This is a genomic window from Micromonospora sp. SYSU B005 (assembly GCF_055362685.1).
Genome location: NZ_JAXCFU010000013.1, coordinates 37740 through 54764, shown reverse-complemented (window position 1 = coordinate 54764; position 17025 = coordinate 37740). Strand labels below are relative to the sequence as shown.

17 protein-coding genes and 1 tRNA gene are annotated in these 17025 nt (G+C 72.5%); 12 read left to right on the top strand and 6 right to left on the bottom strand.

All coding sequences use genetic code 11. The features are described 5' to 3' along the window. Positions 1-96 precede the first annotated feature (96 nt). Positions 97-768, top strand: a complete 672-nt coding sequence (locus tag SM452_RS24650; RefSeq protein WP_463840794.1) for a PASTA domain-containing protein — start codon at positions 97-99, stop codon at positions 766-768. Between the two features lie 97 nt (positions 769-865). After that, positions 866-1792 carry a PASTA domain-containing protein gene (locus tag SM452_RS24645; RefSeq protein ID WP_463840793.1) on the top strand — a complete coding sequence of 309 codons (927 nt, stop codon included), beginning with the start codon at positions 866-868 and terminating at the stop codon, positions 1790-1792. A 61-nt stretch (positions 1793-1853) separates the two neighbouring features. Here the strand turns inward: SM452_RS24645 and SM452_RS24640 are convergent, their stop codons facing one another. Next, a complete protein-coding gene (locus tag SM452_RS24640; protein ID WP_262013020.1) occupies positions 1854-2333 on the bottom strand; it encodes a hypothetical protein in 480 nt (159 codons plus the stop codon). Between the two features lie 98 nt (positions 2334-2431). After that, positions 2432-2719, bottom strand: coding sequence for a hypothetical protein (locus tag SM452_RS24635; protein WP_018785581.1), 288 nt, complete (start codon positions 2717-2719; stop codon positions 2432-2434). Positions 2720-3392: 673 nt separating this feature from the next. Between SM452_RS24635 and SM452_RS24630 the strand changes: the two genes are divergently transcribed. From SM452_RS24630 to SM452_RS24620, 3 genes are all read left to right on the top strand, one after another. Continuing rightward, entirely contained in the window at positions 3393-4274 is an 882-nt protein-coding gene (locus SM452_RS24630; protein WP_262012858.1) for a helix-turn-helix domain-containing protein, read from the top strand. After that, on the top strand, positions 4244-4465 hold the full coding sequence (locus SM452_RS24625) for a DUF397 domain-containing protein (protein ID WP_013283299.1): 222 nt from the start codon (positions 4244-4246) through the stop codon (positions 4463-4465). The genes SM452_RS24630 and SM452_RS24625 overlap by 31 nt, the downstream gene beginning before the upstream one ends. Before the next feature lie 149 nt (positions 4466-4614). Further along, positions 4615-5013 (top strand): hypothetical protein, encoded by a 399-nt coding sequence (locus tag SM452_RS24620; protein ID WP_262012857.1) that lies wholly within the window; start codon positions 4615-4617, stop codon positions 5011-5013. On the opposite strand, the gene SM452_RS24615 is transcribed toward SM452_RS24620, so the two are convergent. From SM452_RS24615 to SM452_RS24600, 4 genes are all read right to left on the bottom strand, one after another. Next, positions 4981-5583 carry a hypothetical protein gene (locus SM452_RS24615; protein WP_463840792.1) on the bottom strand — a complete coding sequence of 201 codons (603 nt, stop codon included), beginning with the start codon at positions 5581-5583 and terminating at the stop codon, positions 4981-4983. The two genes, SM452_RS24620 and SM452_RS24615, sit on opposite strands and share 33 nt — an antisense overlap. A gap of 87 nt (positions 5584-5670) precedes the next feature. Further along, positions 5671-6477: a WecB/TagA/CpsF family glycosyltransferase gene (locus SM452_RS24610; RefSeq protein WP_120574068.1), complete on the bottom strand. Its 807-nt coding sequence runs from the start codon at positions 6475-6477 to the stop codon at positions 5671-5673. After that, positions 6474-7583, bottom strand: a complete 1110-nt coding sequence (locus tag SM452_RS24605) for an NAD-dependent epimerase/dehydratase family protein (protein ID WP_366618830.1) — start codon at positions 7581-7583, stop codon at positions 6474-6476. Before SM452_RS24605 ends, SM452_RS24610 begins: the two co-directional genes overlap by 4 nt. A 70-nt stretch (positions 7584-7653) precedes the next feature. Further along, positions 7654-7739 (bottom strand) — tRNA-Leu (locus SM452_RS24600). A gap of 209 nt (positions 7740-7948) precedes the next feature. Between SM452_RS24600 and SM452_RS24595 the strand changes: the two genes are divergently transcribed. From SM452_RS24595 to pknB, 7 genes are read left to right on the top strand one after another with little or no spacing between them, the layout of a single operon-like run. After that, positions 7949-8737, top strand: coding sequence for an FhaA domain-containing protein (locus SM452_RS24595; protein ID WP_026267912.1), 789 nt, complete (start codon positions 7949-7951; stop codon positions 8735-8737). Positions 8738-8743: 6 nt separating this feature from the next. After that, positions 8744-9229: an FHA domain-containing protein FhaB/FipA gene (locus SM452_RS24590; RefSeq protein WP_128138039.1), complete on the top strand. Its 486-nt coding sequence runs from the start codon at positions 8744-8746 to the stop codon at positions 9227-9229. Beyond that, positions 9226-10662 carry a PP2C family protein-serine/threonine phosphatase gene (locus SM452_RS24585; protein ID WP_463840791.1) on the top strand — a complete coding sequence of 479 codons (1437 nt, stop codon included), beginning with the start codon at positions 9226-9228 and terminating at the stop codon, positions 10660-10662. Before SM452_RS24590 ends, SM452_RS24585 begins: the two co-directional genes overlap by 4 nt. 28 nt (positions 10663-10690) lie before the next feature. Beyond that, positions 10691-12181, top strand: a complete 1491-nt coding sequence (locus SM452_RS24580) for an FtsW/RodA/SpoVE family cell cycle protein (RefSeq protein WP_436798893.1) — start codon at positions 10691-10693, stop codon at positions 12179-12181. After that, on the top strand, positions 12178-13686 hold the full coding sequence (locus SM452_RS24575) for a peptidoglycan D,D-transpeptidase FtsI family protein (protein WP_262012852.1): 1509 nt from the start codon (positions 12178-12180) through the stop codon (positions 13684-13686). Before SM452_RS24580 ends, SM452_RS24575 begins: the two co-directional genes overlap by 4 nt. Position 13687: 1 nt before the next feature. Further along, a complete protein-coding gene (locus SM452_RS24570; protein ID WP_262012851.1) occupies positions 13688-15070 on the top strand; it encodes a serine/threonine-protein kinase in 1383 nt (460 codons plus the stop codon). Continuing rightward, positions 15067-16902 carry a Stk1 family PASTA domain-containing Ser/Thr kinase gene (gene pknB, locus SM452_RS24565; RefSeq protein WP_463840790.1) on the top strand — a complete coding sequence of 612 codons (1836 nt, stop codon included), beginning with the start codon at positions 15067-15069 and terminating at the stop codon, positions 16900-16902. Before SM452_RS24570 ends, pknB begins: the two co-directional genes overlap by 4 nt. The last annotated feature ends 123 nt before the right edge of the window (positions 16903-17025 follow it).

Genomic DNA, 17025 nt, shown 5'->3' with positions numbered 1-17025 from the left:
AGCGTAACGTCCCGTGGTCGGCGCGGCGAGTCGTAACGACTGGCCGTGACCGTCTGTGAGCAACGGATACGGTCGTCGATGATCGGGGCGGGGAGCATGACGGACGAGCGGCAACCGGCGGGCGACGACACCGGGCCGGGGCGGGGCAGGCTGCTCCTCGGTGGTGGTGTGGCAGTGGTCCTGCTGGCCGTGATCGGCGCCAGCGTCGGGTGGATCCTTGCCGGTGAGCCGGAGCGCTCGGCCGGGCCCGGCGACTCCGCTCCGCCCGCCGCCGCGTCCACATCGGCCTCCGCGACCACGGCACCGCCGACCACCGCCGCCCCACCATCCGGTACGCGCACCAGCGCCCCGGCCGGGCTCACCGTCCCCGAGGTGGTGGGCGTCGACTTCGAGCAGGCCCGCCGGGACCTGCGCGAGCGCCGCCTGGGCTGGCGGCTGGTCTTCGGTACGGGCAGCGGACGCACCGTGGAGCGCGCCTCACCGGGCCCCGGCACTCCGGTGAAGCGCGGCACCACTGTCACCGTGTGGGTCTCCGGGCCGGCGCCGGCCGTGAGCGTGCCGGACGTGGGCACGCTGTCCTGCTCCGACGCGGCAGACGACCTGGTGGAGGCGGGCCTCTATCCCCGGTACGCCACCGGCCGCCAGGGTCCGGTCACGGCACAGGTGCCGGTGGCCGGCAGTACCGCCCGGTGGAACGACCAGGTGACCCTCACCTGCGGCGACCGGGCGTCCACGCCGCCGACGGTCTCCCCGTCGCCGACTCTCTGACCGGCGCGGCGCGCTGATCCCGGCCGGTGTCGCCGTGGCCCGCTACGGTGGACGATCGAGGGCCGTGCGCCCCGTCCCGGTGGGGAAAGGACGTGCCATGAGCGACGACCGTCAGGAACCACCCGCCGGGGACGCGGACGCGACCCGGGCGCTGCCCCCCGAGCCGGACGCGGACGCCACGCGGGCGATGCCGAGGAACGCGGCCGGTGCGGACGCGGACGCGACCCGGGCGCTGCCCCGCAACGCGGCCGGTGCGGACGCGGACGCGACCCGGGCGCTGCCGAGGAACGCGGGCGAGGAAGACGTGGAGGCGACCCGCGCGATGCCGCGGAACGCGGGCGACGCCACCCGTCAGTTGCCCGGCGGCCCGGCAGGACAGGTAGGCCCGGAAGGGCCGGGCGGGCCGCGCCGTCCGCTCGACGCGACCGCCCCGCAGGAACCGGTGGGTGCCTGGTCCGGGCGTGCCGGCGTACCTCCACCGCGTCCGGCCGGCTACCCCGAGCCCGGCGGCGAGTACTACGGCGACGAGCAGGCCGGGCGCCGCTGGTGGATGCCGATCCTGCTGGGCATCCTGGCGCTGCTCCTGCTCGGGTTGATCGGGGTGGGGGTGTGGCTGGCGTTGCGTGCCGCCGACCGGAACTCCGATCCGGGCCCGCCGGTACCGAGCATCTCGGCGCAGACGAGCGCCGCCCCGACCTCGGCCGCCCCGACCAGTGCCGCGCCGAGCAGTTCACCGCCGAGTACGCCGCCGGCCACGACCGCCCCGGTCGAGGTGCCGATGCCGCCGCTGGTGGGGCTGCCGGAAGCCGCGGCCCGGGCGGCGCTCGACCGGCTCGACCTGGACTACCGGGTGCAGCGACGGGCGTCGGACCGCCCGGCCGGCACGGTGATCTCCACCGATCCCGAGGCCGGTTACCCGGTGGGCGAGGACGACCGGGTCACGATCGTGGTGGCGGTACCCGCGCCACCGACGAGCGGCCCGAGCACCCCGGGCTCCGCCCCGGCGACGACCACGACGCCCTGACGATCACCGAGACGCCTTGACGATCACCGCGAGGCTCTGGCCGGCCACCGCCACGCCTGACTCACCACTGGCGTCTGCGGGTGCCGACCAGACCCAGCCCGGCCAGTGAGATGGCGAGCCCGAGCAGCCCGGAGTAGAACAGCGACCGGCTGAGGTCGTCGGTGGCGCCGGTGGGCCGCTCGGCGAGCGCACCCTCCCCGCCCCCGGTACCCGAGGCCCGGTCGTCGTCCTCTCCCGGCGGGTCGGCGGCCTCGCCGTCCTCGTCGTCGATCGCATCGGAATCGGCGGCATCCGAGTGGGCCGTATCGGAATCGGCCGTATCGGTCGTGGCCGCGTCGGAGTCCGTCCGGCCGTCCTCGCCGGCCACCGTGATCTCCGGTGCCGGTACGGGCTCGGCGAGCTGCTGGGTGGCGGAGAAGGCGGGATGACGGACCGCGAGCGCGAGGGCGGTCGCGGTGACGAGGAAGAGGAAGAGCCCGAGGGCATAGCCGATACGGGACCGGTGGTGCCGGCGCGCGGCGGGCAAGTTGACCATGACCATCCCAGGTTCAGGGTCCATGGCGCGCGGGGTGGAACGTGCCGGGGTGGGCGTACCGATTCTATGGCGACGGCACGCCCTCCCGGCCGGGAATCGTCAGGTCAGCCGACCCGGACCGGGGTCCGGACCACCGGGCGGCGGGCCGTCCGCACGGTGTGCTGACGCGGAGCCGGCGCGGCCTGGAGCTGCCGCAACCCCTCCTGGAGTACGAAGATCGACCTCCGGTTGACCGCGTCCCCCGCCGCGTTCAACTCGTAGCCGTCGAGCCAGAGCCAACCGTCGTAGGTCGGCCAGTCGAGCACCCGGATCACCCGGAACATGATCGGTCGGAGGAACTGGACACTCGCCGCGCGAGTCACGTGCAGTACGTCACCGGAGCGGGGAAGCACATGGGCTCCTGGGAGGGTCGGCCGGCGGGGCCGGCGAGGCTGAACGGGGTCGGGTGCGGTCCGGTGACGGGGGGTCTGCCTCGTGGACCGGCGGTCGGTGGGTCGGTGCTGGTCGGGCCGTACCCACGGTGGCGGACCGCCACCCGACCATCACCCGGCTGCTCCCGGTTACCGCTCCCGCCGCCGCAGCCAAACTGGCGTGCAGCGACGGGGTCTTCATTCCGGGGCAGGTCGCACGGCGCGGGACGGCTCCCCTCCGGCCGTCCCACGGACCGTGGTGTCACCACGCCCGGAGATCAAGCGAAGACGGTGAGTAACCCGTGCCATACGGACAGACTGCATCAGGGGCGTGCGACATGCAAGTTGCACGTCGAGTTTTGCTGATAGGTGAGTCGGACACGCAAACGGCGATACTTGAAGCGTCAGGTATCGGAGCGGCACACTGGACGCCGGTTTCGCCCGTCGCGGCCGGTCGACGACCGGCACCACCCCTGCCGCGAACGACACCCGCCGCTCGCCGGTCGCGCCCGCGGTGGGAGCCGCACCGGGGCGCGACCGACCGGAGGTAGCCGGGTGACTGTGAAGCGTGGTCCCGCAATCCGATGGACGGCACCGTGAGCGCGAGGAGTGAGCCGGTCCTGCGAGCCCCGCAGTCGCGAGCCGAGGAGACTCCGTGACGGAAAGGCGCAGCCCCACCATCCGGCGGCGCCGGCTGGGTGCGGAACTCCGCCGGCAGCGGGAGGCGGCGGGCATCACCATCGAAGTCGTCGCCGAGCAGCTGGAGTGCTCCGCGTCGAAGATCTCCCGGATCGAGACCGGCCACACCACGGCGACCCCGCGCGACGTCCGCGACATGCTCCGCATCTACGGCGTCGTCGGCGCGGAGAGCGACGAGCTGGTGCAGATCGCCCGGGAGGCCCGGCAGAAGGGCTGGTGGCATCCGTACAGCACGGTGCTCGTCGGCGCGTACGTCGGCCTGGAGGCGGCGGCCAGCTCCATCCGGGCGTACGAGCAGCAGGTGGTGCCGGGCCTGCTGGAGACCGAGGAGTACGCGAGCGCGATGATCCGGGCGGCCCGGCCGGACTTCACCGACGAACAGGTCGACACGCGGGTGCGTGTCCGTCTGGGCCGTCAGTCGTTGTTGACGCAGGACGATCCGGTCGATCTGTGGGTGGTGCTCGATGAGGCGGTGCTGAGCCGGCCGGTTGGCGGCGACGCGGTGATGCGTGGTCAGCTCAAGCGGTTGGTGGAGGTGGCCGAACTGCCGAACGTGACAGTGCAGGTCCTGCCCTTCGAGGTGGGAGCGCACGCCGGCATGGACGGGACCTTCACGATCCTCAGCTTCCCCGAGCCGAGTGATCCCGATGTCGTGTACGCGGAGAACGCCACGGGTGGACTCTTCCTGGAGAAGAGTGACGAACTGCAGAAGTACAGCTTCATCTTCGATCACATTCGAGCAGCGGCCATGCGCCCGGAGGAGTCCGTCGCACACATCGCGAAACTGGCAGAGGAGCCACTGTGGAAATGGCGACCAAGGAGTTCCCCGTGGACCTGACGCAGGCGACGTGGTTCAAGAGCTCGAAGAGCGGGCCGAACTGCGACAACTGCGTCGAGGTCGCGTACGTGACCGGGGCGGTCGGAGTGCGGGACTCGAAGGACAAGACCGGCCCGGCCCTGGTCTTCGCTCCGGGTGACTGGCACGCCTTCGTCGCCCGCGCCCGGAACGGCGTGTTCGGCCGGAGCTGACCGGCACCGAGATGTGGTCCCGCCCGGCAGCGCCGCCGGGCGGGACCATTCGTGTCCGCGTACCCGCGCCGCGGCGGCCACCCGTCGCCAGTTCCGATCCGCCTCGTTGAACCGCACGGATCGGCAACCGAACAAGGCAGGCGAGACGGATGACGACGATCGGTTCAGAGAACCTCACCAGCGGCCCGGGCAAGCCCGAGCGGTTCGGTGGCAAGTACCGGGGTGCCCGCCGGGACACCGTCCTCACCGAGGTGGTCTCCGGTGACGGCGACGACGCCCGCGAGGGTGGCGTCCCCGAGCAGGCCGCGGCGCCGTTGTCGCTGCCGTCGCTGGACCCCAACCCGCTGACCGAGCCGTCCTTCCCGCCGAGCGGCTGGCCGGTCGAGCAGCAGGAGTCCCTGGTGGACCACCCGCTGCTGCGCGGCCTGCTGATGGAGCTGCCCCCGAAGGGCAGCGTGCCTCCGCCCGGCTGGCTGGACCGCTGGTTCGAGGCGACCCGCGCGATCCTGGAGCTGCTATACGTGCAGGGCGCGAGCCGGTCGCGCTGACACCGCCTCGGCGGCCGGCGTCGCCCGCTCGGCGAGCCGGTTGTGCCGCAGCGCGTGGCGTACTCCGATCGCGCACACGCCGAGCACCCCGACGGTGATCGCCGGGCCGGCGACGCCCGGCGCGGCGAACAGGTCGACCCCGGCCGCCGGCAGCACCGCCACCAGCGCCGCGATCGCCGTCGCCTGGAGCGGCAGCGCGATCAGCGGGTGCGCCGCCGCCGCGCGCAGCCCGTGCGGGGCGGGGGTGCCCGGCGCCGCCGCGAACGCGCCCGCACCGGACCGCAGCCGCCGGACCCGCCGTACCGTGCAGACCGCCACCACCGCTGCCGGTACGGCCGCGAGGCCGAGTGCGGCGGCGGCCCGGTCCACAGTGGTGTCGCCGGCGCTCTGCAGGCCCGCGGCGAGGACCGCCGCGGTGAGCGCGAGGCCGGTCAGCACCAGGGCGGACAACCATCCGGTACGCCGGCGCAGCGCCCGGGCGCGGTCGATCCCGGGCAGGGCCTCCGCGACCAGTCCGGCGGCGAGCCAGACGGCGGCGACGGGAAGCAGCAGGGCGAGACGGTCATCCATGCCCCCTAGCTTTGCCCGTTTCGGCGTCCGCCGAATCCGGGACGGCACCCCGGTTCGTCCCGTACCCCTGCCCGTAGGGGGTGGGGGTCAGACGTCGAACGTGGCGGGACGCCCGGTGGCCGGCGCGGGCGGCGTGGCCTTCCACAGGCCGGTCTTCTGGGCCGCGAGCCGGGCCAGGTAGGCCGGGTTGAGGATGACGTACCGGCGCCACAGGCGCTTGGGCTCCAGGCCGAGCCGCCAGAACCACTCCAGCCCGGCGCGCTGCATCCACGGTGGCGGGTTGCGTAGCAGGCCGGCGTGGTAGTCGAAGGCCGCGCCGACAGCCATCAGCGGCATGTCCAGCAGCGGGCGCATGGCGTACGCGAAGACCTCCTGGCGCGGGCAGCCCAGCCCGACCAGGACGAGGCGGGCGCCGCTGGCCCGGATCCGGTCGGCGATCTCGGCGTCCTCGCCCGGTGCGACGGCACGGAACTTGGACGGCTCGACTCCGGCGATCTTCAGCGCGGGGAACTTGCGCTCCAGCGCCGGGACCAGCCGGGACAGCGTCTCCTCGGTGGAGCCGTAGAGGTAGACGGGCAGCCCCTCCTCGGCGAACCGCGCGAGTACCCGCAGGGTCAGCTCCGGCCCGTAGACACGGTCGGTGAGCCCGGCGCCGTGCAGCAGGTTGAGCGCCCAGCGCACCGGCTGCCCGTCCGGGGTGACCACGTCGAACGAGTTGAGCCGGGCGTTGTGCGCCGGGTCGAGCACGCCGGTCATCACGCCGTGCACGGCGAGCGCGGTGAGCGCCAGCGGGCGGCGCTCGTGCGCGGCCGCCACCACGGCCTCGGTGGCCCGGGCGTAGTCGGTGGCGTCGACCCCGACGCCGAGCACGTTGCGCTTGGTCCCGGTGGTCATGCCTTCGGCACCCACTTGTCGGCGTTGGCCTCGTAGATCTCGCGCAGGATCATCGGCACGTCGTACGTGATCTTCCAGGAGGGGTAGTGCTCCTCGAAGCGGGCCATGCTGCTGACGTACCACTGGTGGTCGCCGGTGCGGGCCTGCTCGACGTAGTTGATCCGGGCCTCGCGGCCGGTGATCTCCTGGGCGACCCGGAACGCCTCGATGTGCGAGGTGTTGGAGTGCCGGCCGCCGCCGAGGTTGTAGACCTGGGCCGAGCGCGGCTCGCGGAAGAACGCCTCGAACGCGGTCAGCACGTCGTGCGAGTGGATCGCGTCCCGGACCATCTTCCCCTTGTAGCCGAAGAGGTTGTACGTCCGGCCCTCCATCACGCAGCGCATCAGGTACGCCAGGAAGCCGTGCAGTTCGGCGGCGGAGTGCGCCGGGCCGGTCAGCGTGCCGCCCCGGAAGCAGGCGGTCTTCATGTCGAAGTAGCGGCCGTACTCCTGGACCATCACGTCGGAGGCGACCTTCGAGGCGCCGAAGATCGAGTGCAGCGACTCGTCGATCGACATGTCCTCGGTGATGCCGTCGTACCAGCGGTGGTCCTCGGGCAGCTCGTAGCGGGTCTCCAGCTCGATCAGCGGGAGCGAGTTCGGCCGGTCGCCGTACACCTTGTTGGTGGAGCAGTGGATGAACGGCGCGTCGATCGCGTGCCGCCGGGTGTTCTCCAGCACGTTGAGCGTGCCGCCGGCGTTCACGTCGAAGTCGGTGAACGGCTCCTTGGCGGCCCAGTCGTGGCTCGGCTGGGCGGCGCTGTGGATCACCACGGCGATGTCCCTGCCGTACCGCTTGAAGACCTGCTCCAGCCCGTCGCGGTCGCGGATGTCGACGGCGTGGTGGGTGTACGCGGAGCCGAGGTCGGCGGCGAGCCGGTCGAGGCTCCAGGCGGTCGAGCCGTCCTCACCGAAGAAGTACCGCCGCATGTCGTTGTCGATGCCGACCACGTCGAGACCGAGTCCGGCGAAGTGCCGGGCCGCCTCGGAGCCGATCAGACCGCCGGAACCGGTCACCAACGCGACAGTCACACGCCACTCCTGGTCCGTGGGAGGCAGGGAAACCATCGGAGCATAGCGTGACGTCCGGAACGCCCGATACGAAGCAAGGGCCCCGCTGTGTGCGGAGCCCTTGTTCTGGTGGGGATGGGGGGAGTTGAACCCCCACGTCCTTTCGGACACACGGACCTGAACCGTGCGCGTCTGCCATTCCGCCACATCCCCGTGGCACGACCCGGAACACCATATCGCATCCCGCGCCCGCCATCTGCGGCGGGTGCCGGGACATATTACGCTGTCCACTGGCCACGCCACGAACGATCACCGCTCGTGGCGGGCGAAACTTTAGCACGCTCGCGGGCCTGGTCACGAACGGGCCGACGGCAGCCGGCCGAGCGGCGTGTGAGCTGCGGAGGCGGTGTCCGGATACCATCATTGCCTCGGGACCCGAGGAGGAGCCGGTGAGCGTGCTGCAACGCTTCGAGAAGCGTCTGGAAGGCCTGGTCGAGGGGGCCTTCGCCAAGGTCTTCAAAGGGGTGGTCCACCCCGTGGAGATCCTCAACGCCATGCAGCGGGAGGCCGAGGCGCACAAGGCGATCCTGGCCGGTGGGCGCACCCTTGTGCCCAACCGCTACGTGATCGATCTCTCGCCCTACGACCACAGTCGGCTGGCGCCGTACGCTGCCGCGCTGGCCCAGGAGCTGGCCCAGTCGCAGGCCGAGTTCATCGGCGAGCAGGCGTGGACGGTCTACGGCGACGTGATCGTCGAGGTCGAACGCGGTGAGGGCCTGGACACCGGCATGTTCCGGGTCACCGCCGAGGTCTACACCGGCGGCGACGTCGCCCCGGTCTCCGCGCCCGGCGGCTACGACGCCGGCCCGGCGTACCCGGCGTACGACCAGGGTGGCGGCTACGGCCCTCCGCCCGGTCACGGCGGTGGCCGCAACGTCCGCCTGGTCTCCGGCGACGGCCGCACCTACCCGCTCCAGATGGGCTCGACCGTGATCGGCCGCGGCGACCAGGCCAACCTGCGCCTGCCCGACGTCGGCATCTCCCGGCGCCACGCCCGGCTGGACTTCGACGGCGGCCAGGTGGTGCTGACCGACCTGGGCTCCACCAACGGCACGATGGTCAACGGCCAGCGGGTGTCGGCGGTCGCCCTCAACCCCGGCGACATGATCCAGCTCGGCACCACGACGCTGACCTTCCGCGTGGACGGCTGACCCGCGTTGCCGGAACTGGTCATCACCGTCGCCCGGTTCGGGTTCCTCATCCTGCTGTGGATCTTCGTGTTCACGGTGGTCGGCGTGATCCGCCGGGACCTCTTCGCCGGTGCCCGGTCGGGCAAGCTGGTGGCCGCGCCGCGGGGGATCGGCGCGTCGACCGGGCAGCCGGGGAAGCCGGCGAAGGCCAAGCGCGGCCGGGCCGCCCATCAGTTGGTGGTCACCGCCGGTCAGCTCGCCGGCACCCGGATCACGCTCGGAGAGGCCCAGATCACCATCGGCCGGGCGGAGGATTCGACCCTGGTGATCACCGACGACTACGCCTCGGCGCGACACGCCCGGCTGGTGCCCCGCGACGGGCAGTGGTACGTCGAGGACCTCGGATCGACTAACGGCACCTATCTCGATCGCGCTAAGGTCACCGGACCAACCCCCGTCCCCCTCGGCGTGCCGATCCGGATCGGCCGCACTTCCCTCGAATTACGGCCATGACTCTGACCCTGCGCTACGCGGCCCACAGCGACCGCGGTCTGATCCGAGACGGCAACCAGGATTCCGTCTACGCCGGACCGCGGCTGCTCGCCGTGGCCGACGGCATGGGCGGCATGGCCGCCGGTGACGTCGCCAGCAACATCGTCATCGGTGCCATGGCGCCGCTCGACGAGGACGTCCCCGGTGACGCCCTGGTCGACGCGCTCCGCTCCGCCGTGGGCACCGCCAACCAGCAGCTCCGCGACACCGTGGACGCCAACCCGCAGCTGGAGGGGATGGGCACGACGCTCACCGCGACCCTCTTCTCCGGCAGCAAGCTCGGCATGGTCCACATCGGTGACTCCCGGGCCTATCTCCTGCGCAACGGTGAGTTCGCGCAGATCACCAAGGACGACACGTACGTCCAGATGCTCGTCGACGAGGGCCGGATCAGCGCGGAGGAGGCGAGCAGCCACCCCCAGCGCTCGCTGCTCACCCGGGCGCTCGACGGCCGCGACATCGACCCGGAGTACAGCGTCCGCCAGGTGCTGCCCGGCGACCGCTACCTGATCTGCTCCGACGGGCTCTCCGGCGTGGTCAGCGCGGAGACCATCGCGGACACCATGCGGGAGTACCCCGACCCGCAGCGGTGCGTGGAACGCCTGGTGCAGCTCGCGCTGCGCGGCGGCGGCCCGGACAACATCACCGTGATCATCGCCGACGCCACCGACCAGGACATCGTCGAGGCGTCCCCGATCGTCGGCGGCGCCGCCGCCCGCGACCGGGGCATGGCGACCTCGGCCGACGACTCCACCCCGGCGGCCCGCGCCTCGGCGCTGTCCGCCCCCCGGCCGCCCGCGCCGGAGGAGCCGGCGGACAACCGCGACGACGAGCCGGAGCGGGGCCGTCGCCGGCCGCTGCGTACCGTCGCCATGGTGCTGGCACTCGCGGTGATCGTCGGCGGTGGCGCGTTCGGCGGGTGGACGTACACCCAGCGGCAGTTCTACGTCGGCGCCACCGACGACGGCCAGCTGGCCGTCTTCCGCGGGGTGCCCGGCCAGGTCGCCGGACTGGACCTGTCGAACGTGCACGAGCGCAGCGAGGCCCGGCTCGACGACCTCACCCTCGCCGCCCAGGAGCGGGTGAAGCAGGGCATCCAGGCCCGCAACGAGCCGGACGCGGAGCGCCGGCTGGCGGAGCTGACCAGCGACGACCCGGCGAACCCGAACCTCAAGCCGCTCTGCCCGCCCGACCCGTCGCCCGGTGTGACCAGCCCGAGCCCGGCAGCGGGCGGGCTGAACCCGCAGGCCAGCGGCAGTCCCGCACCGTCCGTTCCGCCGGCCGGCTCACCGAGCCCCGGCGCGCCGACGCCGCTGACGACCATCACGCCCGACGCCGTACCCTCCGACACCGTTCCGCCGGCCGACCCGGCGGGTTGCCGGTCGCCGGAGTGAGTGCCGGCTCGATCCCGAGGACGTATCCGTGACCGCAGCCGCCGTACCGGCCGCCTCGCCCGCTTCGACGGGCGAGCAGTCCGGCGTACGCCTGGCCCGGTCCCGGCGTAACGCCGAGCTGTCCCTGCTCCTGCTCGCCATGGTGCTCGTGGCGGCGTACGCGGCGATGGTCGAGGCGAAGGCGCTGGACACGATCACGCCCGACTTCTGGATCCCGGCCGCCGCGCTGGGGCTGGTCTTCCTCGGCCTGCACCTGGTGATCCGCTGGCTGGCGCCGTTCGCCGATCCGGCGCTGCTGCCCGCGGTGGCGCTGCTCAACGGCATCGGGGTCGGCTTCCTGCGCCGGTACGACCTGGCCAAGGCCACGCCCGCCGAGCGGGAGGACCTGGCGGTCTTCGCCGGTACCGGCGGCCGGCAGCTCGCCTGGACGCTCGCCGCGGTGGTGCTCGCCGCCGCTCTGCTGGCGATCCTGCGCGACCACCGTTCGCTGTCCCGGTACGCGTACACGCTGGGCCTGGCCGGCATCGTGCTGGTGATGATCCCGGCGGTGCTGCCCAGCCGGTTCTCCGAGATCAACGGCGCCAAGCTGTGGATCAAGTTCGGCGGGTTCTCCATCCAGCCCGGTGAGTTCGCCAAGCTGGCGCTGCTCACGTTCTTCGCCTACTACCTGGTGCGCAAGCGCGAGGTGCTCTCGCTCGCGAGCCGGCGGGTGCTCGGCATCGACTTCCCGCGCGGGCGCGACCTCGGCCCGGTGCTCGTGGTGTGGCTGGTCAGCCTCCTGGTCCTGATCTTCGAGAAGGACCTGGGCACGTCGCTGCTCTACTTCGGCATGTTCGTGGTGACGCTCTACATCGCCACCGAGCGGGTGAGCTGGCTGCTCATCGGTCTGATCCTGTTCTTCGGCGGCGCCTACCTGGCGTACGTGCTGGGCAGCACCGTGGGCGGCCCGTTCGCGAACTTCTACGACCGGGCGCAGATCTGGCTGGACCCGTTCGCCGAGCCGTACGACAGGGGCTACCAGCTGGTGCAGGGTCTGCTCACGCTCGGCACCGGCGGCCTGTTCGGGGCCGGGCCGGGCGGCGGCCAGCCGGCGCTGCTGCCCGAGGTGCAGACCGACTTCATCTTCGCCGGCATCGGTGAGGAGATCGGCCTGTTCGGTCTCTCCGCGCTGCTGGTGATCTACCTGCTGATCGTGGAGCGGGGCCTGCGTGCCGCGCTGGCGGTACGTGACTCGTTCGGCAAGCTGCTCGCCGGTGGTCTGGCGTTCACGCTGGGCCTGCAGGTCTTCGTCATCGTCGGCGGCATCAGCAAGCTCATCCCGCTGACCGGTCAGACCACCCCGTTCCTGTCCGCCGGTGGCTCCTCGCTGATGGCGAACTGGCTGCTGATCGCGCTGCTGCTGCGCGTCTCCGACGGCGCCCGCCGCCCGGTGACCGGCAGCGGTGGTCCGGCCGCCCGGCCCGCCGGTGGTCCGCCCGAGCAGTTGCACGGCGCCCCGACGGAGGTGATCCGGCCGTGAACGCCCCCCTGCGCCGCGTCGGCGTTGTCGTGATCGTCCTGTTCGGGCTGCTGTTCGCGAACCTGAACTGGATCCAGGCCTACAAGGCCGACGAGTACCGCAACAGCGACTACAACGGCCGGGTCCAGGTCGCCGAGTACGACCGCAAGCGCGGCAACATCGAGGTCGGCGGCACCGCGTACGCGGTCAGCAAGGAGACCGGTGGTGAGCTGAAGTACCAGCGCACCTACCCGGGCGGGGCGATGTACGCGCACGTGCTCGGCTGGAAGCCGGTCAACGGCAGCGCGAGCGGCATCGAGCGGGTGGAGAACGACTTCCTGGCCGGCACCAGCGACGCGCTCATCGCCAGCCGGATCAAGGACATGTTCACCGGTGACGAGACCGGTGGCGGCAACGTGTTGCTGACGCTCTCCAAGGGGGCCCAGCAGACGGCGTTCAAGCAGCTGAACGACAACCAGGTCGGCGCGACGAAGGGCGCGGCCATCGCGATCGACCCGCGTACCGGCGCGGTGCAGGCGCTGGTGTCCATGCCGAGCTTCGACCCGAACCCGCTGGCCAGCCACGACAGCACCGAGGCGGACCGGGCGTACAACACGCTGGAGAAGGACAAGGACCGGCCGCTGGCGAACCGGGCGCTGTCCGAGACGCTGCCGCCGGGCTCCACCTTCAAGATCATCATGGCGGCGGCGGCACTGGAGAACGGCGTCGGGCAGCAGACCCGCATCCCGGCCGGTTCCAGCTACACCGCGCCCGGTGCGGGCCAGCCGATCCGCAACGCCGCGCCGTCGATCTGCCCCGAGTCGCAGGTCACGCTGCGGGAGGCGGTGACCGAGTCCTGCAACACCGGCTTCGCCCAGCTCGGCGTACGCCTCGGCGCGGACAAGGTCAAGGAGAAGGCGAAGCAGTTCGGCTTCGAGCAGGAGGACCTCACCGTCGGGCAGCTGGGCGAGGGCGGCCTGCCGGTGGCGGCCAGCCGCACCGGTGACATGCAGAACCCGGACGGCAGCACCGACCAGGCCGCGCTGGCGCAGTCGTCGATCGGCCAGAACAACGTGCGGATGACCCCGTTGCAGGGCGCGATGATCGCCGCCGCGGTGGCCAACAAGGACGGCAAGCAGATGCGTCCCTACCTGGTCAAGCAGCTGCTCGGGCCGGACCGCACCACCGTCTACGACGCCGCCCAGCCGCGCGAGCTGCGCCGCCCGATCAGCGGCCAGGTCGCCGCCGACCTGCGCGACATGATGCAGAACGTGGTCAAGGAGGGCACCGGCCGCCGGGCCGCCATCGACGGCTTCGTGGTCGGCGGCAAGACCGGTACCGCCCAGTCCGGCCCGAACACCCCGGACCACGGCTGGTTCATCGGCTTCGCGCTGGACAAGGACGGCACGCCGCTCTCCGCGGTCTGCGTCGAGCTGGAGCAGGCGGGCAGCGGCGGCAGCGCCGAGGCGGCCCGTATCGCCGGCCGGATCATGGCGGCGGCGATCGCCGACTCCGGGAGGCGCTGACGTGCTCGGTCCGGGAGTCAAGCTCGGCAACCGCTACCGCCTCGACGAGCGGATCGCCAGCGGTGGCATGGGCGACGTGTGGCGCGGCACAGACCAGGTGCTGGGCCGTACCGTCGCGGTGAAGAGCCTGCTCCCGGCGCTGCTGGACGAACCGGGCTTCGCCGAGCGGTTCCGCGGCGAGGCCCGGACCATGGCCACCATCAACCACCCCGGCGTGGTCGACGTCTACGACTTCGGCAGCGATCAGCACATCGCGTTCCTGGTGATGGAGTACGTCGAGGGCGACGCGCTCTCCGCCACGCTCAGTCGCGTCGGCCGGCTCACCCCGGCCCGCACGATGGCGCTGCTGGCGCAGGCCGCCGACGCGTTGCACGCGGCGCACGAGAAGGGCATCGTGCACCGCGACGTGAAGCCCGGCAACCTGCTGGTCCGGCCGAACGGCACGCTCGTGCTCACCGACTTCGGCATCGCCCGCTCGGACCTGGTCGGCCAGCTCACCGCCGCCGGCTCGGTGCTCGGCACCGCCTCGTACATCTCGCCGGAGCAGGCCACCGGCGCTGTCGCCACGCCCGCCTCGGACGTCTACGCGCTGGGCGTGGTCGCGTACCAGTGCCTGGCCGGCCGCCGCCCGTTCGAAGGGGACAACCCCCTCGAAATCGCCATGAAGCACGTGCGGGACGCCCCGCGGGCGCTTCCGCCGGACATCCCGCCGCAGGTCCGGGCGATCGTGGAGCGGGCCATGGCGAAGGACCCGGCCGCCCGCTGGCCGAGCGCCGCCGCGCTGGCGAGCATCGCCCGGCAGGCCAAGCTCGCGCTCTCCCAGGCGGCCCGAGTCGGGCACCCGATCTCCGGCGTACCCGCCTCGCCCGCCGCGCCGGTCGCGCGGGCGCAGGTGCCGACCGCCGTTCCGCGCCCGCAGCCGCCGGCCGCCGTCCCGCACCCACAGCCCCGGCCGCCCGTGTCCCCGGCGCGCCCGCCGGTCATGCCGCGCCCGGCAGTGGTCGCCCACCCCGCCCCGCAGCCCCGTCCGCCGGTGGCGCCGCGCGGCGCGGCCCCCGTCCCGCAGCCGCGCCCCATGCCTCAGCACAACCCCCTGGGGTACGCGCGACCGCCCGCCGCCGCCCCGCCCCGGCGCTCCCGGTCCGGGCTCTGGACGACGGCGATCGTGGTGGCCGTGCTGGTCATCCTCTGCTCGGGCGTGATTTCGTTCCTGTACCGGAAATACGGTGATACCGCAGCCGCGCCGGCGAGTGTGAGCGTGACCACCGGCGCGGTGCGGGCGTACGGAGGCGACTATCCGGTCCGCACGTCGTACCGTCGTGAGGTACGCCTCCTGTCGGCCGGCGGCGGTACGACGACGAGCGAAGGACGAGAGACGCGATGACAGCGCAGGCCCGCCTGCTCGGTGGCAGGTATCAGGTCGGCGAGCTGCTGGGCTACGGCGGCATGGCCGAGGTGCACCGCGGCCGTGACCTCCGGCTCGGGCGGGATGTCGCGATCAAGATGCTCCGTACCGATCTGGCCCGGGATGCCACGTTCCAGATGCGGTTCCGCCGTGAGGCGCAGAACGCTGCCTCGCTCAACCACCCGGCGATCGTCGCCGTCTACGACACCGGCGAGGAGACCGCCCCCACGGGCGAGACCCTGCCGTTCATCGTGATGGAGTTCGTCAACGGCCGGACCCTCAAGGAGGTTCTCGGCGTCGAGGGGCGGCTCCAGCCGCGCCGGGCGCTGGAGATCTGCGCCGACATGTGCGCCGCGCTGGAGTTCAGCCACCGGCACGGGATCATCCACCGGGACATCAAGCCCGGAAACGTGATGCTCACCCAGACCGGCCAGGTCAAGGTGATGGACTTCGGCATCGCCCGGGCGCTGGCCAGCGGCGCCACCACGATGACGCAGACCAGCGCGGTCATCGGCACCGCGCAATACCTCTCCCCGGAGCAGGCGCGCGGTGAGGCGGTCGACGCCCGCTCCGACGTCTACGCGGCCGGCTGCGTGCTGTTCGAGCTGCTCTGCGGCCACCCGCCGTTCGTCGGGGACAGCCCGGTCAGCGTCGCGTACCAGCACGTACGGGAGCAGCCGCCGACGCCGAGCACGATCAACCCGGACGTCAACCCCGCCGTCGACGCCATCGTGCTCAAGGCGCTGTCGAAGAACCCGCTCAACCGCTACCAGAGCGCCGGCGAGATGCGGGCGGACCTGCTCCGCGCCGCCGCCGGCCGGCCGGTGCTCGCCACCCCGGTGATGCCGGCCGACGAGACCATGCCGATGGGTGCCGCCGCTGGTGGCGGGTACCACCAGGCGCAGCAGACCCAGATGATGGGCCCGCAGACCCGCCAGCAGCCGGTGGCGCGGGTCGGTGACCCGGGCAAGCGCAAGACCTCGTCCTGGGTCATCGCCGCGTTCGCCGCGCTCGGCGTGCTCGCGGTGATCGCACTCGGTACGGCGCTCTGGCTCAACCAGGTCGGCAACGAGAAGGTGTCGGTGCCGCAGGTGGTGGGCCGTACGCAGGCCGAGGCGCAGGCGGCGCTCACCCAGGCCGGGCTGCGGTTCGCCACTGGTGACCCGGTGCAGAACACCACCTGCCAGAAGGGCTCGGTGGTCGACCAGAGCCCGTCGTTCGGCCAGCGGGTGGAGAAGGACACCGAGGTCACCGTCAACGTCTGCACCGGCCCGGGCCAGGTGACCATCCCCACCAACCTGAGGGGCGGCACGTTCGACGCCGCGAAGGACCGTCTGACCGAACTCGGGCTGATCCCGGTGCGCGAGAACGTCAACAGCAGCCTGCCGGAGGGTCAGGTCGTCGACGTCTCGCCGAACGAGGGCAGCGCGGTCGCCGAGGGCAGCAAGGTGACGCTCAAGGTCTCCCGGGGCAACGTCAGCGAGGTGCCGAACGTCCGCGGTTACACCGAGGACCAGGCGAAGCAGCGGCTCAAGGAGGCCGGCTACGTGGCCCGGGTCCAGGAGGGCGACGAGGTCGACCCGGCCGAGGCGGGCAAGGTGAGCAGCCAGTCGCCGGCCGCGGGGACCAGCCTGGCCAAGGGCGAGCGGGTGACCATCCGGGTCGACGTGCCGCGTGAGGAGGAGCCGACCAGCCCGACGCCGAGCGGCTCCCCGAGCACGTCCCCGAGCACGCCGGGCAACGGCGGCGGCAACGGCGGCGGCAGCGGCTTCCCGTTCCCGCCGGTGGCCCCGACCCGCACGGACCGCTGACCACCTGACCGACCGACGCGGCGGCGTCCCCGATCCCGGGGCCGCCGCCGCGCCCGCATCTCCGCCCTCCGCTTCTCCCGCTTCTCCCGTCGATCATGAAGTTAGCGGCACCGGGCGTCCGAT

Coding starts and splice junctions, on each gene's coding strand:
- SM452_RS24650 (WP_463840794.1), top strand. CDS start 97: ATGACGGACGAGCGGCAACCGGCGGGCGACGACACCGGGCCGGGGCGG.
- SM452_RS24645 (WP_463840793.1), top strand. CDS start 866: ATGAGCGACGACCGTCAGGAACCACCCGCCGGGGACGCGGACGCGACC.
- SM452_RS24640 (WP_262013020.1), bottom strand. CDS start 2,333: ATGGTCATGGTCAACTTGCCCGCCGCGCGCCGGCACCACCGGTCCCGT.
- SM452_RS24625 (WP_013283299.1), top strand. CDS start 4,244: ATGGCGACCAAGGAGTTCCCCGTGGACCTGACGCAGGCGACGTGGTTC.
- SM452_RS24620 (WP_262012857.1), top strand. CDS start 4,615: ATGACGACGATCGGTTCAGAGAACCTCACCAGCGGCCCGGGCAAGCCC.
- SM452_RS24615 (WP_463840792.1), bottom strand. CDS start 5,583: ATGGATGACCGTCTCGCCCTGCTGCTTCCCGTCGCCGCCGTCTGGCTC.
- SM452_RS24610 (WP_120574068.1), bottom strand. CDS start 6,477: ATGACCACCGGGACCAAGCGCAACGTGCTCGGCGTCGGGGTCGACGCC.
- SM452_RS24605 (WP_366618830.1), bottom strand. CDS start 7,583: ATGGTTTCCCTGCCTCCCACGGACCAGGAGTGGCGTGTGACTGTCGCG.
- SM452_RS24585 (WP_463840791.1), top strand. CDS start 9,226: ATGACTCTGACCCTGCGCTACGCGGCCCACAGCGACCGCGGTCTGATC.
- pknB (WP_463840790.1), top strand. CDS start 15,067: ATGACAGCGCAGGCCCGCCTGCTCGGTGGCAGGTATCAGGTCGGCGAG.